Source organism: Streptomyces sp. SLBN-31 (genome assembly GCF_006715395.1).
In the GTDB taxonomy this organism is placed as follows: Bacteria; Actinomycetota; Actinomycetes; order Streptomycetales; family Streptomycetaceae; genus Streptomyces.
On the sequence record NZ_VFNC01000002.1, the window covers coordinates 1,357,314 to 1,371,522 of the forward strand.

Sequence of the window (14,209 nt, forward strand, 5' to 3'; positions counted from 1 at the left end):
GCGGCGGTTCAGAAGTTCAGCGGGAAGCGGCGGGGCCTGGTGCCGGTCGCCCGGGCGTAGGCGTTGGCGACGGCTCCGGAGGCGGCGGGCACGCCGAGTTCGCCCGCGCCGCCGGGCTCGGCCGTCGACGGCATGATGTGCGCCTCGAAATGCAGCGGGGCGTGCCGTTGGCGGGCCCAGTGGAAGTCGGCGAAGCTGCCCTCGCGCACGGCACCCCGGTCGATGTGCAGCCCGGCGCTGAGCACCGTGGAGATCCCGTCGACGGCGGTTCCCATGAGCTGGGCCTGAAGGCCGCGCGGGTTGACGGCGGTGCCGACGTCGGCGGCCATCACCACCTTGACGACCCTCGGCTTCTTCGGGTCGGTGGCGTCGATCTCGGCGAGGCAGGCCACGCAGGACCCGTACTCCTCGTGGACGGCGACGCCCTGCCCGTGTCCGGCGGGCAGCGGCGCGTTCCAACTGCCCGCTTCGGCGACCTTGTCCAGTACGGCCCGCACGGCCTTGCTCCGCAGGGTCGTACGGCGGAAGGCGACCGGGTCGACGCCCAGGCTGGCGGCGATCTCGTCGACGATGATCTCCTCCGCCGTGCGCATCGTCCCGGAGTCCACCGAGCGCCAGGCGCCGACCGGCATCGCGAGTTCGACGCCGCCCGAATCCCCGGACAGGCGGCCGAAGTTGTACAGCCCGGAGTCGCTGGGGGCGGGGCGGGCCGCCGGCCGGACGAAGAGCGCCTGCTCGGCGCCGCCCTTCCTGCCGTACGACTCGTTCACCGAGGCCATGGCGTGGGCGAAGGCGATGACGCGGCCGTCCTTGTGGCTGGCGCGGACGCGGTGGTGGGTGGCGGGGCGCATCCGGCCGTGGCGGGTGTCGTCGTTGCGGCTCCACATGAGCTTGACCGGCCGGCCGGCGGCCTTGGAGATCAGGGCGGCCTCGACGGCGGCCTCATGGGTCAGCCGCCGTCCGAAGGAGCCGCCGCCGCGTGTGACGTGGACCGTCACCTTGGAGGCGGGCAGGCCGACCGCGGAGGCGATGTCGTCGCGGGCTCCCATGGGGCCCTGGGCGGAGAACCACATCTCGGCCCGGTGGGCGCGCACGTCCGCGATCGCGGTCAGCACCTCCATCGGGGCGTGGCTGACGAAGGCGAACTCGAACTCGCCCTCGACCTGGTTCGACCCGCGCGGCGGCGATGCGAGCGCGGGGACGGCGGCCTTGAGCCGGGAGCGGATGCCCGCGTCGGACAGGGAGCCCAGCGGACCGGGCGCCCACTTGACCTTCAGGGCGTCGCGGGCCTGGAAGGCGTGGTGGAAGGTCTCGGCGACGACGGCGATCCCGCCGGGAACCCGTACGACCGCGTGGACGCCCGGCATGGCGCGGGCGGCCCGGTCGTCGACCGAGACGAGCCTGCCGCCGAGCGTCGGCGGCCTGGCCACCACCGTCGGCTGCGCCCCGGCCACGTGCAGGTCGCCGGCGTAGGTGGCCCTGCCGGTGACGATGTCGCGGCCGTCGACGCGGTTCGTGGGCCGGCCGATCAGCCGGTGCCGGGAGGCCGGCTTGGGCCGGTCGGACACGGAGGTGCGGCGCACATTGGCTGCGCTCGCGCTGAGCGAGCCGAAGGTGGCGGTACGGCCGTCGGGGGCGATGACCTCGGTGTCCTTGGTGCGCAAACTCCAGGCGGGGACGCGCCAGCGCCGGGCGGCCGCGGTCACCAGGCGCGCGCGTGCCGTGGCCGCCAGCCGGCGGGCCGGGTCGTACAGCGAGCGGACGGAGTCCGAGCCACCCGTGTTCTGATTGCCCTTGGACCGGGCGTCGGCGAGGGGGATGTGGACGTCGGCCAGGCGGGCGTCCAGTTCCTCGGCGATCATCATGGCGACGGCGGTCGTGATGCCCTGGCCGACCTCGACCCGGGGCAGCCGTACGACCACCTTGTTGTCCCGGGTGACCTCCAGGACCAGCATCTCGTCGTCGGTGCCGGTCACCACTGTGTCGGCGGGCGCGCGGGCGGGCTCGGACCCCTGGGCCGTCGAGGTGTCGCAGCCGAGCGGGGCGGCCACGGTGAGGGTGGCCGTGGACAGGGAGTACACCATGAACCGGCGGCGGGAAACCGTGCGCGGTCCGGCGGTGGAGGCTTCGATGCCGTCCAACAGACACTCCTCGATCGTGTCGGCCACTACGTCAACCGATAGGAGGGGCCGGCCGCCCTGTGGGTTCCCTCTGAACCACCGGCGACTCGGCGGCGTCCGTCGGCCCACGGAATACTGGCCGATCATGACGACCGACGAATCCCGTGTCCGGCAGCGCACCGACCACGATCTCGATGCCTGTGTGGCGGCTCTCGCCGCCGTGCACCGGCACAGCGGCTATCCGGTCAACTGGCCTGCTCACCCGGCCCGCTGGCTCACCCCGGGCTCGATGGAGGCCGCCTGGGTGGCCGAACTCGACGGCCGTGTCGTCGGGCACGTGGAGCTGTCGCGGCCCGACGGCGGGGACGTGGCTCCCGGGCTGTGGAGCGCCCGCGCCGGGGTCGGTGTGGAGGACACCGCCGTGCTGGGCCGCCTGTTCGTGTCGCCCACCGCGCACGGACACGGACTGGGTGCCGCCCTGATGGCCCGGGCCGTCGCGGAGGCCCGGGCGCGCGGTCTGCATCCGGTGCTCGACGTCGTCGTCTCCAACACGGCGGCGACGGCCCTGTACGAGCGGCTCGGCTGGGAGCTGCTGGCCGTGGTGGAGCAGCGCTGGGCGCCGGACCAGCTGGTGTCCCTGGGGTGTTGGGCCGCTCCCTAGACATCGCGGTTGCGCAACCCTCTCGCAACCTTGGCCGTGGTGCCCTGGACGGCATGGACGAGGAGATCCCGCGCGTCGAAGTCACCCCGGCCGCCGCCGACCTGCTGCGCGCCCTGCGGGCCACGCACGGCCCGCTGATGTTCCATCAGTCCGGCGGCTGCTGCGACGGCAGCGCGCCCATGTGCTACCCGGAAGGCGAGTTCCGCACCGGTGACTCCGATGTCCTGCTGGCGGAGCTGGAGGTGGAGGGGGTGCCGGAGCCGGTGACGTTCTGGATGTCGCGCGGCCAGTACGCGGCCTGGAGCCACACCCGGCTGATCGTGGACGTCGTAACCGGTCGCGGCAGCGGTTTCTCGCTGGAGGCACCCGAGGGGGTGCGTTTTCTCACCCGTTCTCGCGTAGTCGACGCGTAGTCGCTGCGCGGACCACCGCGGTCTGCTGCACTTCCCCTGAGCGTTCGGAGAGTTGACGAGACCTCAGGGGGCAGCGTGACGCGCCGTCAGAAGCGTTCCACGGCAGGCAGATCCATACTCTCTTTCGTCACGGTACTGGGCGCGCTGGCCGGTGCCGCCCTGGTGGGGGCGGCACCGGCCGGCGCCGTACCCACGGCCACCGCGATCGCGCGGGGTGTCACCTACCGGCAGTTCGACGTCCAGGGAAGCAAGGGGCCGGCCCACGCGCACCTGCTCACCGTCGACCTGCGCGATCCGCACGTACGGCTCGGCCTGCTGTATCCGGGGGCGGTCGCCGCCCGGGCCACGGTCTCCCGGCTGGCCGACGCGCAGGGCGCCGTCGCGGGCGTCAACGGCGACTTCTTCGACATCTCGGAGACCCAGCACCCGGGCGTCGAGGCCACCGGTTCCACCGACGGGCCCGCGATCGCCGCCGAGCACGTCCTGAAGGCGGCGGTGCCCGACGGGCAGCGCTTCGGCCCGGCACTGCCACCCGGCACCAGCACCCGGGACGTGTTCGGCGTGGGCGTCGACCGCAGGGCGCGGCTGGACGGCCTGGCCCTCAAGGGCGCGATCCGTACACCGGCCGGACGCCTGCCGCTGGGCGGCCTCAACCAGTTCGCGCTGCCCGAGAACACGATCGGCGCGTTCACCTCGGACTGGGGTGCGGTCTCCCGGGCCCGCGCGACCTGCGGCACCGACACCGACCGGGGCGCCGCGTGCAGCACGGACACCTACGAGGTCACCGTCCGGCGTGGCCGGGTCGTGGCGGTGGCCGACGCCCCGGGCCGCGGCCCCATCGCCGCGGGCACCACGGTGCTCGTCGGCCGGGAGGAGGGTGCCCGGCAGCTGCGGAAGTTCACCGAGGGCGAGCCGGTGAAGGTGACGCACCGCCTGGTCGCGGCCCACTCCAAGGTCGCCTACCGCTTCGCTCTCGGCGGCTATCCCGTCCTCAGGCGGGGACAGCCGCTGCCCGGACTGGACGGCACCACCGCGGCCGTCCGCACGGCCGTCGGCATCGCGGACGGCGGCAGGCGGCTGCTGCTGTTCGCGCTGGACGGCGCGCCCGACTACCGCAAGGGTCTGACGATCGCGGAAGTGGCTTCGGAAATGCGGGAGTTGGGGGCGGTCGACGCGTTCAGCCTGGACGGCGGCGGCTCCACCACGCTGGTCGCGCGCGCTCCGGGCTCGAGCACGGTGACCGTGCGCAACCATCCCTCCGGCGACGCGGAACGCCCGGTGCCGAACGGCATCGGCGTGTTCACGACTCCCTGACCGCGGCCGGCCGGGCTCAGGGGCGCAGGCTGCCGACGATGTCGGCGGTCGCCGTGATGCCGCTGTGGATGGTGGGCGCCATGCTCGTGCCGGCGAGGAAGAACCCCAACAGCGCGCAGACCAGGGCATGGGAGAACTTCAGCCCGCCGCTGCGCAGGAAGATCACCGCCAGGATCAGGAGCAGCAGCACCACAGAGATGGAAATCGCCATCGTCAACCTCCTCCGCCACGCCCGTTTCGCGGCGTTCGGCCGCAAGTGTGGCGTAGCGGAGGGCCGGTCGGCACGGCTGACCTGTCCGCCGAACGTGTGGTTCTACGGCTTCCTGCGGGCGTCGAGGAAGGCTTCGAGGCCGGCGAGGTCGTCGGTGTTGAAGTAGTCGACGCCCGCGTCCAGCAGTTCGGTCCACAGCGCGTCCCGGGCGGGGCCGGCCAGGTCCGGGGTGTTCCAGAAGCGGACCTTCTGCCCGGCCGCGTGCGCCTGGGCGAGGATCGCGCGCAGCTTCTGCCGCTCGGCGTCGGGGAAGGCCCCCTCGCCGAGCCAGGTGAAGTTGACCTGCCAGTTGTCGCTGATCAGCGGGATGAAGGAGGCGGGCGCCGAGGTGCCGAGGTCGGTGAGCCGGCCGTCGTAGAAGGCACGGCGCACGCTCTGCGCCTCCATGGGCGTGCGGGCCGCCCGGTCCCCGGAGATGACGTTGGTGACCGCGCCGGGGTACAACCGGCCGTGGGCGTAGGTCGTGAACAGGTGCCTGTAGCGGGCGAGGTGGCGGTCGAGTTCGAGGTAGGTCGAGGATCCCTCGGTCTTGATGTCGATGAGCAGTTGCAGCGGCTTGCGGTAACCGCGGTACACGGAGCCGTGGTTGGTCTTGACGAGGGTGGCCAGCGGGTCGAGGTAGAGCGATTCCAGCGTGCGGGTCGGGTCGAGGTCGCTCTCGGTGTGGCCGATCAGGAGCTGGTCGCCGACGAGGAAGATGTCGGCCTCGACGCTGCCGAAGCGGTGGTCCAGGGCGTCGAAGAGGGGGCGGGGGTGCTCGTAGTCGTTGTGGGCGTGGGCGCGCCACAACGGGGCTCTGCGATGCCCGTGTTCGGCGGCGAACGCGCTGCCCGCGGGCGGGGCGAGGACGGCTGCGAGTGTGGCACCCAAGGCGGTGAGGGCTCTGCGACGGGTGACGAGGGCCATGTTCTGCCTCCCTGTGGGGCGGGTCGGAACCACAGGGAGTATGGGGCCGCCGAGGCCTCAAAGTATCTGCACATGCCAGGAGTTGGCCGGACCGCCGTCGTCCGTTCACTCCTTCCGCCGAGCGCGCGAAGAAGCCCGCCCCAGGTGGGGCGGGCTTCACCGGAGGATGCTCAGGGGGTCGGCAGGTCGACGAGTTCGGCCACCGCGGACCGGTGCGCACCGGCCGTGCCGTACGCGATCGAGTCGGCCTTGGCGCGCTTGAGATACAGATGGATCGGATGCTCCCAGGTCATGCCGATGCCGGCGTGCAGTTGCAGCGCCTCCTCGGCGGCGTGCACGGCGACGGGCGCCGCGTAGGCCTGGGCGACGGCGACGGCCAGGTCGACGTCCTCGCCGTTCGCGAGCGCGTCGGCGGCGTTGCGGGCGGCGGCGCGGAGGTTGACGACCTCCAGCCACAGCTGGGCGAGCCGGTGCTTGAGCGCCTGGAACCCGCCGACGGGCCGGTTGAACTGCTTGCGCTCCTTGAGGTAGCGCACCGTCTCGGTCAACGCCCACTCGGCGAGGCCGAGTTGCTCGGAGGCGAGCAGTCCGGCGCCGGCGCGCAGGGCCCGTCGTACGGCGGGCTCGGCGTCACCGAGGCGGCGGCCAGGAGCGCCGGTGAGGACGACGGCGGCCAGCGGCCGGGTGAGGTCGAGGGAGACCTGCGGGGTGACGGTCGCGTCGGACGCCGCCACCGCGTACAGCCCGCCGTCCTCGGCCGGCACGAGCAGGACGTCGGCCGCCGCCGCGTCCGCGATGCCGGTCAGTTCCCCGTGCAGGGTGCCGTTCTCCAGCCGTGCGGCGGCGAAGGCGGTGCCCGGGGCCCGGTGCAGCCCGACCGCGAGGGCCGCGACGGCCCGCCCGGAGGCCAGCCGGCCGAGCAACTCCTCGTCACCGCACTCCAGCAGGGCCTCGGTGGCGACGACCGCGCTGCTGAGGTACGGCACGGGGGCGACGGCCCGCCCCAGCTCCTCCAGGACGACCGCCACTTCGCGGTGGCCGGCGCCCTGCCCGCCCAGTGCCTCGGGCACCAGCAGGCCCGCGAGGCCCATTCCGTCGGCGAGGGCCTTCCAGGCGGCGGGGTCGTGCGGGGTGTCGGACTCGGTGCGCGCGATGACGCCGGGCGCGTCGCAGTGGTCGGCGAGCAGATCCCGTACGGCGGACCGGAGCGCCTCTTCCTCCTCGGAGTACAGCAGGTCGGTCATCGGGCCAGGTCCTTCCAGGCGACGTCCTTGTCGGTGCGCGGCTCGGCGGGCAGGCCCAGGACGCGCTCGGCGACGATGTTCAGCAGGACCTCGCTGGTCCCGCCCTCGATGCTGTTGCCCTTGGAGCGGAGGTAGCGGTAGCCGGCGTCACGGCCGGTGAAGTCCACCAGCTCGGGCCGCCGCATGGTCCAGTCGTCGTACAACAGGCCCTCTTCGCCGCGGAGTTCGACCTCCAGGCCGCTGATCTCCTGGTTGAGGCGGGCGAAGGCGAGCTTCATTCCGGCACCCTCCGGACCGGGCTGGCCGGCCACGAGCTGCTGGCGCAGCCGCTCGGCGGTGAGGCGGGCGACCTCGGACTCGACCCACAGCTTCAGCAGCCGCTGGTGCAGGTCGTGGGTACGCAGTTCGGGCCGCTCGCGCCAGGTCTTGGCGGCCGGGGCGATCATGCCTCCCTCGCGGGGCAGGCGCATGCCGCCGATGGCGACGCGCTCGTTGTTGAGCGTGGTCTGCGCGACCCGCCAGCCGTCGCCGATCTCGCCGAGGCGGCGGGAGTCGGGGATGCGGACGTCGGTGAGGAAGACCTCGTTGAACTCGGCCTCTCCGGTGATCTGCCGCAGCGGGCGGACGTCGACGCCGGGGTCGGTCATGTCGCACAGGAAGTAGGTGATGCCCGCGTGCTTGGGCACGGCCGGGTCGGTGCGGGCGATGAGGATGGCCCAGCGGGCGAGGTGGGCGCTGGAGGTCCACACCTTCTGCCCGTTGACGACCCAGTTCTCCCCCTCCCGGACGGCCCGCGTGCCGAGCGCGGCCAGGTCGGAGCCGGCGCCGGGCTCGCTGAAGAGCTGGCACCAGACCTCCTCGCCGGTCCACAGGGGACGCAGATACCGCTGCTTCTGCTCCTCGGTGCCGTACTTGAGGATGGTCGGCGCGGCCATGCCCAGGCCGATGCCGATCCGGCGGGGGTCGTTGTCGGGGGCGCCTGCGGCCTCCAGCTCGGCATCCACGACGACCTGCAGGGAGCGGGGCGCGCCGAGGCCGCCGAGGCCCTGCGGGTAGTGCACCCAGGCCAGTCCCGCGTCGAAGCGGGCGCGCAGGAAGTCGAGCCGGTCGGTGGTGGCCGGCGGGTGTGCCGCCAGCAACTCGGTGGTGCGGCGCCGGAGTTCGGCTGCGTCGACGGTCATGCGGCGGCTCCGTTCGCGAGGGACGGGACGACGACGACCCGGCCGGTGGTGACGCCGTCGCCGACGCGCTGCACGGCGGCGGCCGCCTCGCCGAGCGGTACGCGCTCGCTCACCAGCGGCTTGACGGCGCCCCGGGCAGCCAGTTCGGTGAGCTGCTCGTGGCAGTGCAGGACCAGCTTCGGGTTCTTGGTGTTGTACAGACCCCAGTGCAGGCCGAGGATCGAGTAGTTCTTCACCAGGGCGTGGTTGAGCCCCGGGCTGGGAATGGAGCCACTGGCGAAGCCCACGACCACGATCCGGCCCTCGAAGGCGACGACCTTGGTGGACTGGGTGTAGGCCTCGCCGCCGACCGGGTCGTAGATCACGTCGGCGCCCCGGCCGCCCGTCGCCTCCTTGACCGCGGCGACGACGTCATCGCTCTTGCGGTCGACGACCACGTCACAGCCCAGCTCGCGGGCCACGGCGGCCTTTTCGGCGCCGCCGACGACACCGATGACCGTCGCACCGGCCGCCTTGCCGAGCTGCACGGCCGCGCTGCCCACCCCGCCCGCGGCGGCGTGGACGAGCAGCGTCTCGCCGGCCTCCAGGCGGGCGCGGCGGTGCAGGCCGAACCAGCCGGTCTGGTAGCCGATGTGCAGCGCGGCGGCCTCGGCGTCGTCCAGCGAGTCCGGTGCGGGCAGTACGGCGGCGGCGTCCGCGACGGCGTACTCGGCGAAACCGCCGTACGGCAGTGCGGGGTTGGCCAGCACCCGGCGGCCGTCCTCCGTCTCGCCGCAGATCTCCACGCCCGGCGTGAACGGCAGCGGCGGGCGCACCTGGTAGTGGCCGCGGGCCATCAGCACGTCCGGGAAGTTGATGTTGGCGGCCCGCACCTTCAGCAGCACCTGGCCGTCGCCGGGGGTGGGCGCCTGGACGTCCTGGAGCCGCATCACCTCACTCGGCTCGCCGAGCTCGTGCACTTGCCATGCCTGCATGCGGTGCCTCCACGGGACAGCGTCGTCGGACCGGGGTCTTGACCGGGATCCACCGCATACTAAGCGGTCGCTTGCCGCGGAGGGAACAGCACTGCCGGGAACGTCACACCACGGCTACCGCGCCGGGGGCCGAGTGCCGTCCGATCGCTCCCGCACCTTGGCGACGGCCGCCGCCATCTGCTGCTGCACCGCTCCGGACAGCTGGGCTCCGTCGACGGCCCCCACCAGGTCCTGGGCGAGTTGATGGAGCTTGGTGTTGCTGTTCTGGGAGGCGGTGACGAGTACGGCCCAGGCGGCATCCGCGCTCAGACCGAAGGTCGCCATCAGGATGCCGCGGGCCACGTCGATGGCGGGCCGGGTCCGCATGGCCCGGCGCAGCTGGTCAACCTCCGTGCGCAGCTCCTGATCGACGTTCGCGCGCCGGACCGGGGCCTCGGCGACGGGCTCGTCGCGCCGCCGGCCGGGGGCGGAGGACGCGAACAGCTCGCGGGTGCCGGTCAGTTCGAACAGCCGGGTCACCGCCGGGCTGCAGGCCCGTACACCGATGGTCTTGCCCTGGGCGAGGGCTTGTCGCCGCAGGTCGAGAAGGAGGTTCAGGCCGCCGCAGTCGCAGAAGCCGACCGCGGTCAGGTCCAGGTCGAGACCGGCGGCCGAGCGGTCGAGGACGTCACCGAGCGCGGTCCGGAGCCCGGTGCCGCCGACGTCGAGCTCGCCGTGCACGGTGACGAGCACGCGGTCGCCGTCGGCGACGGACTCGATCGTGGCCAGACAGGGCACACCGCTTCGTGGGCCGTCGTCGGACACCTGGTCTGGGGACTCCTCTGCGGTGAGGGGCTGCGCCGAGTCCGCGGATTCCGGCATGGCCCTTCTCCCTCGTGTACGTGTCTGCATGGCACCCTCAGATTCCCTCGGCTGCCCCAAGCACGTCAACCAATACACGAAATCGAGTTCGGGTTTTTGAATACGTGAATGTCCGCTCGCTAGAGTGGGGGCATGGATGGAGTGCCCGAGCCACACACCGGATGGACGTTTCTGACGAATCACGCACGCGTGCTGGCCGCGATCGCCGACAACCAGAGCGCCAGGATCCGTGACATCGCCGCACACTGCCGGCTGACCGAACGCGCAGTTCAGAAGATCATTTCCGATCTGGAACGGGACGGCTACCTCTCCCATGTCCGGGAGGGCCGCACCAACACCTACCGCATCGAACCGAGCATGGTGCTGCGCCACCCGGCCGAGGCCGGGCTGACCGTGGCGTCCCTGCTGTCCGTGCTGGCCCGGGCCGAGGCCGACCGCACCACTCCCGGCAACCGGCCGCACGCCCCGGCCTGACCCGCCGGCGCGACCGCGCACTCCGGGCCGCTCACGCCCGCTTCGGCCGCGCCCGCACGTGCATCCGCTCGCCCTGCGGCCCGAACAGGCTCAGGAACTCCACCGGCCCCTCCCCGGTCGAGCCGAACCAGTGCGGCACCCGGGTGTCGAACTCGGCCGCCTCCCCGGCCGCCAGCACCACGTCGTGCTCGCCGAGCACCACCCGCAGCCGCCCGGACAGCACGTACATCCACTCGTAGCCCTCGTGGGTGCGCGGCTCGGGTTCCTCCGTGCTGCGGGGCACCAGCACCTTGAAGGCCTGCAGTCCGCCGGGCTGCCGGGTGAGCGGCCAGAAGGTGCGGCCGTGCCGCACGACCGGCTTGCCGTGGACGCGCGGATCCTCCGTGCGCGGCTCGCCCACCAGTTCGTCGAGCGGCACCTGGTGCGCCCGCGCGATCGGCAGCAGCAGCTCAAGACTGGGTTTGCGCAGCCCCGACTCCAGCCGGGACAGCGTGCTCACCGAGATGCCGGTCGCCGCCGACAGGCCGGCGAGCGTGGCGCCCCGCTCCTTGCGGATGCGGCGCAGCCGGGGACCGACCTCCGCGAGCACACCGTCCGTGTCGTCCGTGTCGTCCGTCATGACGCCATTGCAGTTTCGGCAAACATATTTGTCAATCCCGCACCGTGCGGCGACCGTCGGGCGTGGAGGTGGTCACCCATGACCGAGTCACCCACGACCGAGCAGTACGAAGTGATCGTCATCGGCGGCGGTGCGGCGGGGCTCTCCGCCGCGCTGGTGCTGGGCCGGGCCCGGCGCCGCACCCTGGTCGTCGACGCGGGCGAGCCCCGCAACGCGCCCGCCGCCCATATGCACGGCTATCTGACCCGGGACGGCATGCCGCCCGCCGACTTCCTGGCGACCGGCCGGGAGGAGATCGCCCGGTACGGCGTCGAGCTGGTCCGGGACCGGGCCGTGGACGTCGCCCCCGGCTTCACCGTCTCGCTCGCCGGCGGCCGGACCGTACGGGCCCGCCGCCTCGTCGTGGCCACCGGCCTGAAGGACGAGCCGCCGGAGGTCCCCGGGGTCGCCGAGCGGTTCGGCCGCGATGTGCTGCACTGCCCGTACTGCCACGGCTGGGAGGTGCGCGAGAGGGCCTTCGGTGTGCTCGCCACCACCCCGATGAGCGTGCACCAGGCGCTGATGGTGTCCCAGTGGTCGAAGGACGTGACGTTCTTCCTGCACACCGTGGATGAGCGGCAGCTGACGGACGACGACCTGCGCAGGCTGGCCGCGGCCGGCGTGAAGGTGGTGCCGGGCGAGGTCGCGGAGCTGGTCGTCGAGGACGACCGGCTGACCGGCGTCCGTCTGGCGGACGGGACGACGCACGCCCGCGAGGTCGTCTTCGTCGCGCCCCGGGCGGTACCGCGGACGGATCTGCTGGAGCGGCTCGGCGCCGAACTGCGCGAGACGCCGTTCGGCGCGTATCCCGTGGTCGACGAGACCGGGCTGACGACTGTGCCCGGCGTCTGGGCGGCCGGCAACGCGATGGGCTTCGCCGAGCAGGTCGTCAACGCGGCGGCGGGCGGCTACCGCGCGGGCGCGACCATCAACGGGGAACTGCTGATGACAGACCTGGACGCGACGCGGTAGAAGGACCGCCGTGTCGAGGTGCGGCCCCGCCGCACGGACGCGGTCGGCAGCCGGACCCGCTCGTCCAGGTGTAACCCGGGCGAGCGCGTTGCACCATGGCAGCATGCTGCTTGCCCGGCTGGCCCATGTGTCCCAGGAGGTCGCCGCCACCTCGGCGCGGTCCCGGAAGATCGCCCTGCTCGCCGAACTCTTCGGGGACGCGGAGGCGGACGACGTACCGATCGTGATCCCGTACCTGGCGGGACGGCTGCCCCAGGGGCGGCTCGGCGTCGGCTGGAAGGTGCTGAGCCGGCCGGTCGCCCCCGCCGCCGAGCCCACCCTGACCGTGCGCGAGGTGGACGCCCTGCTCACCGACCTCGGCAAGGTCGCGGGCCCCGGCTCGCAGGCCGAACGGGGGCGACTGGTCGGCGAGTTGATGGGCGCCGCCACCAAGGAGGAGCAGCGCTTCCTGTTCGGCCTGCTCACCGGCGAGGTACGGCAGGGCGCCCTGGACGCCGTCGCCGTCGAGGGACTGGCGCAGGCGACCGGGGCGCCGCCGGGGGACGTCCGCCGGGCGGTGATGCTGGCGGGCTCCCTGCAGGCCGTGGCGCAGGCCCTGCTCACCGAAGGCACCGCGGCCCTGGACCGCTTCCGCCTCACCGTCGGCCGCCCGGTCCTGCCGATGCTGGCGCACACCGCGTCCTCGGTGACCGAGGCGATCGACAAGCTAGGCGCCTGCGCGGTCGAGGAGAAGCTGGACGGCATCCGCGTCCAGGTCCACCGCGACGGCGACGCCGTACGGGTCTACACCCGCACCCTCGACGACATCACCGACCGCCTCCCGGAGGTGACCGGCGCCGCGCTGCGGCTGCGGGGCCGGCGGTTCGTGCTGGACGGCGAGGTCATCTCCTTCGGCGACGACGGGCGGCCCCGCTCCTTCCAGGAGACGGCCGGCCGCGTCGGCTCGCGGGTGGACGTGGCCACGGCCGCCAAGTCGATCCCCGTCTCCCCCGTCTTCTTCGACGCCCTGTCCGTCGGCGACCGCGACCTGCTCGATCTGCCGTTCTCGGAACGCCACGCCGAGCTGGCCGCACTGGTACCGGAGCCGATGCGGGTGCGGCGCGCACTGGTGACCGGACCCGAGGACACCGACATGGCCGAGGCCTTCATGGCCGCGACCCTCGCCCGCGGCCACGAAGGAGTCGTGGTCAAGGCCCTCGACGCCGTCTACAGCGCGGGCCGGCGCGGCGCGTCCTGGCTGAAGGTCAAGCCGGTGCACACCCTCGACCTGGTCGTCCTGGCCGCCGAGTGGGGCCACGGCCGGCGCACCGGCAAGCTCTCCAACCTCCACCTCGGCGCCCGCACCACGGACGGCGGCTTCGCGATGCTCGGCAAGACCTTCAAGGGCATGACGGACGCGATGCTGGAGTGGCAGACCGAGCGGCTGCGGGACCTGGCCGTCGACAGCAGCGGCCACGTGGTGACCGTACGCCCCGAACTCGTCGTCGAGATCGCCTACGACGGCCTGCAGCGCTCCACCCGCTACCCGGCCGGCGTCACCCTGCGCTTCGCCCGCGTGCTGCGCTACCGCGAGGACAAGCGCCCCGAGGACGCCGACACCGTTGAGACCCTGCTCGCCGCCCACCCGGAGGTGGCGGTGTGACCGCACGGCGCAGCGCGGGCCTGCTGTTGTACCGGCACACCGAAGTCGGCCTGGAGGTGTTGCTGGGCCATATGGGTGGGCCGTTCTTCGCCAAGCGTGACGCCGGAGCGTGGACCGTTCCGAAGGGCGAGTACGAGCCCGACGAGCCCGCCTGGGAGGCGGCCCGCCGGGAGTTCCGCGAGGAACTGGGGCTGGAGCCGCCCGACGGGGAGGCCATGGCGCTGGGCGAGGTGCGCCAGACCAACGGCAAGACCGTCACGGCCTGGGCGATCGAGGCCGACCTGGACCCGGCGGCGATCACTCCCGGCACGTTCGTGATGGAGTGGCCGCCGAAGTCGGGGCGGACCCAGGAGTTCCCCGAGCTGGACCGCGTGGCGTGGTTCGGCCTCGACCGGGGGCGCGAGGTGATCGTCAAGGCGCAGTCCGCGTTTCTCGACCGGCTGGCGGAGCACTCGGCCCGACGGGGTTCCGCGGAGCCCTGAGCAGACGCACACGCGTTGCGGTCGCCCGCGCCGCGC

At 73.0% G+C, this 14,209-nt stretch carries 15 protein-coding genes; 7 read left to right on the plus strand and 8 right to left on the minus strand.

Going from position 1 to position 14,209, the window contains the following annotated elements:
• Positions 1-8 precede the first annotated feature (8 nt).
• On the minus strand, positions 9-2,084 hold the full coding sequence (locus FBY22_RS26140; RefSeq protein WP_142152526.1) for a xanthine dehydrogenase family protein molybdopterin-binding subunit: 2,076 nt from the start codon (positions 2,082-2,084) through the stop codon (positions 9-11).
• A gap of 181 nt (positions 2,085-2,265) precedes the next feature.
• Here FBY22_RS26140 and FBY22_RS26145 point away from each other — a divergent pair, with 181 nt between their 5' ends.
• The 3 genes from FBY22_RS26145 (at position 2,266) to FBY22_RS26155 (ending at position 4,508) form a co-directional block, all read left to right on the plus strand.
• A complete protein-coding gene (locus tag FBY22_RS26145; RefSeq protein ID WP_142149900.1) occupies positions 2,266-2,781 on the plus strand; it encodes a GNAT family N-acetyltransferase in 516 nt (171 codons plus the stop codon).
• A gap of 53 nt (positions 2,782-2,834) precedes the next feature.
• Complete coding sequence (locus FBY22_RS26150) at positions 2,835-3,194, plus strand: DUF779 domain-containing protein (RefSeq protein ID WP_142149902.1); 360 nt, start codon at positions 2,835-2,837, stop codon at positions 3,192-3,194.
• Between the two features lie 75 nt (positions 3,195-3,269).
• On the plus strand, positions 3,270-4,508 hold the full coding sequence (locus FBY22_RS26155; RefSeq protein WP_260845163.1) for a phosphodiester glycosidase family protein: 1,239 nt from the start codon (positions 3,270-3,272) through the stop codon (positions 4,506-4,508).
• A 16-nt stretch (positions 4,509-4,524) separates the two neighbouring features.
• Here the strand turns inward: FBY22_RS26155 and FBY22_RS26160 are convergent, their stop codons facing one another.
• The 6 genes from FBY22_RS26160 to FBY22_RS26185 all read right to left on the minus strand — a co-directional run bounded on the left by FBY22_RS26160 (position 4,525) and on the right by FBY22_RS26185 (position 9,945).
• On the minus strand, positions 4,525-4,719 hold the full coding sequence (locus tag FBY22_RS26160) for a hypothetical protein (RefSeq protein WP_142149904.1): 195 nt from the start codon (positions 4,717-4,719) through the stop codon (positions 4,525-4,527).
• Positions 4,720-4,821: 102 nt separating this feature from the next.
• On the minus strand, positions 4,822-5,685 hold the full coding sequence (locus FBY22_RS26165; RefSeq protein ID WP_142149906.1) for a phosphatidylinositol-specific phospholipase C/glycerophosphodiester phosphodiesterase family protein: 864 nt from the start codon (positions 5,683-5,685) through the stop codon (positions 4,822-4,824).
• A 170-nt stretch (positions 5,686-5,855) separates the two neighbouring features.
• A complete protein-coding gene (locus FBY22_RS26170; RefSeq protein WP_142149908.1) occupies positions 5,856-6,929 on the minus strand; it encodes an acyl-CoA dehydrogenase family protein in 1,074 nt (357 codons plus the stop codon).
• Positions 6,926-8,110, minus strand: a complete 1,185-nt coding sequence (locus FBY22_RS26175; RefSeq protein WP_142149910.1) for an acyl-CoA dehydrogenase family protein — start codon at positions 8,108-8,110, stop codon at positions 6,926-6,928. The genes FBY22_RS26170 and FBY22_RS26175 overlap by 4 nt, the downstream gene beginning before the upstream one ends.
• Positions 8,107-9,084 (minus strand): NADPH:quinone oxidoreductase family protein, encoded by a 978-nt coding sequence (locus FBY22_RS26180; RefSeq protein WP_142149911.1) that lies wholly within the window; start codon positions 9,082-9,084, stop codon positions 8,107-8,109. The genes FBY22_RS26175 and FBY22_RS26180 overlap by 4 nt, the downstream gene beginning before the upstream one ends.
• Positions 9,085-9,198: 114 nt before the next feature.
• Positions 9,199-9,945: an ANTAR domain-containing protein gene (locus tag FBY22_RS26185; protein ID WP_142149913.1), complete on the minus strand. Its 747-nt coding sequence runs from the start codon at positions 9,943-9,945 to the stop codon at positions 9,199-9,201.
• Positions 9,946-10,077: 132 nt separating this feature from the next.
• On the opposite strand from FBY22_RS26185, the gene FBY22_RS26190 reads away from it, so the two are divergent.
• The gene (locus tag FBY22_RS26190; RefSeq protein ID WP_142149914.1) at positions 10,078-10,419 is read left to right on the plus strand and encodes a helix-turn-helix domain-containing protein; all 342 of its coding nucleotides are present in this window, start codon (positions 10,078-10,080) and stop codon (positions 10,417-10,419) included.
• Between the two features lie 31 nt (positions 10,420-10,450).
• On the opposite strand, the gene FBY22_RS26195 is transcribed toward FBY22_RS26190, so the two are convergent.
• On the minus strand, positions 10,451-11,038 hold the full coding sequence (locus FBY22_RS26195; protein WP_142149916.1) for a helix-turn-helix domain-containing protein: 588 nt from the start codon (positions 11,036-11,038) through the stop codon (positions 10,451-10,453).
• Between the two features lie 78 nt (positions 11,039-11,116).
• Between FBY22_RS26195 and FBY22_RS26200 the strand changes: the two genes are divergently transcribed.
• The 3 genes from FBY22_RS26200 (at position 11,117) to FBY22_RS26210 (ending at position 14,173) form a co-directional block, all read left to right on the plus strand.
• Entirely contained in the window at positions 11,117-12,049 is a 933-nt protein-coding gene (locus tag FBY22_RS26200) for an NAD(P)/FAD-dependent oxidoreductase (RefSeq protein ID WP_142149918.1), read from the plus strand.
• Between the two features lie 103 nt (positions 12,050-12,152).
• Entirely contained in the window at positions 12,153-13,691 is a 1,539-nt protein-coding gene (locus FBY22_RS26205; protein WP_142149920.1) for an ATP-dependent DNA ligase, read from the plus strand.
• Positions 13,688-14,173 (plus strand): NUDIX domain-containing protein, encoded by a 486-nt coding sequence (locus FBY22_RS26210; protein WP_142149922.1) that lies wholly within the window; start codon positions 13,688-13,690, stop codon positions 14,171-14,173. Before FBY22_RS26205 ends, FBY22_RS26210 begins: the two co-directional genes overlap by 4 nt.
• Positions 14,174-14,209 lie beyond the last annotated feature (36 nt).

What these genes read in the sequence shown, in the direction of transcription:
- FBY22_RS26140 (WP_142152526.1), bottom strand. Translation starts at nt 2,084, where the DNA reads ATGGTGTACTCCCTGTCCACGGCCACCCTCACCGTGGCCGCCCCGCTC.
- FBY22_RS26145 (WP_142149900.1), top strand. Translation starts at nt 2,266, where the DNA reads ATGACGACCGACGAATCCCGTGTCCGGCAGCGCACCGACCACGATCTC.
- FBY22_RS26150 (WP_142149902.1), top strand. Translation starts at nt 2,835, where the DNA reads ATGGACGAGGAGATCCCGCGCGTCGAAGTCACCCCGGCCGCCGCCGAC.
- FBY22_RS26160 (WP_142149904.1), bottom strand. Translation starts at nt 4,719, where the DNA reads ATGGCGATTTCCATCTCTGTGGTGCTGCTGCTCCTGATCCTGGCGGTG.
- FBY22_RS26165 (WP_142149906.1), bottom strand. Translation starts at nt 5,685, where the DNA reads ATGGCCCTCGTCACCCGTCGCAGAGCCCTCACCGCCTTGGGTGCCACA.
- FBY22_RS26170 (WP_142149908.1), bottom strand. Translation starts at nt 6,929, where the DNA reads ATGACCGACCTGCTGTACTCCGAGGAGGAAGAGGCGCTCCGGTCCGCC.
- FBY22_RS26175 (WP_142149910.1), bottom strand. Translation starts at nt 8,110, where the DNA reads ATGACCGTCGACGCAGCCGAACTCCGGCGCCGCACCACCGAGTTGCTG.
- FBY22_RS26180 (WP_142149911.1), bottom strand. Translation starts at nt 9,084, where the DNA reads ATGCAGGCATGGCAAGTGCACGAGCTCGGCGAGCCGAGTGAGGTGATG.
- FBY22_RS26185 (WP_142149913.1), bottom strand. Translation starts at nt 9,945, where the DNA reads ATGCCGGAATCCGCGGACTCGGCGCAGCCCCTCACCGCAGAGGAGTCC.
- FBY22_RS26190 (WP_142149914.1), top strand. Translation starts at nt 10,078, where the DNA reads ATGGATGGAGTGCCCGAGCCACACACCGGATGGACGTTTCTGACGAAT.
- FBY22_RS26195 (WP_142149916.1), bottom strand. Translation starts at nt 11,038, where the DNA reads ATGACGGACGACACGGACGACACGGACGGTGTGCTCGCGGAGGTCGGT.
- FBY22_RS26200 (WP_142149918.1), top strand. Translation starts at nt 11,117, where the DNA reads ATGACCGAGTCACCCACGACCGAGCAGTACGAAGTGATCGTCATCGGC.
- FBY22_RS26205 (WP_142149920.1), top strand. Translation starts at nt 12,153, where the DNA reads ATGCTGCTTGCCCGGCTGGCCCATGTGTCCCAGGAGGTCGCCGCCACC.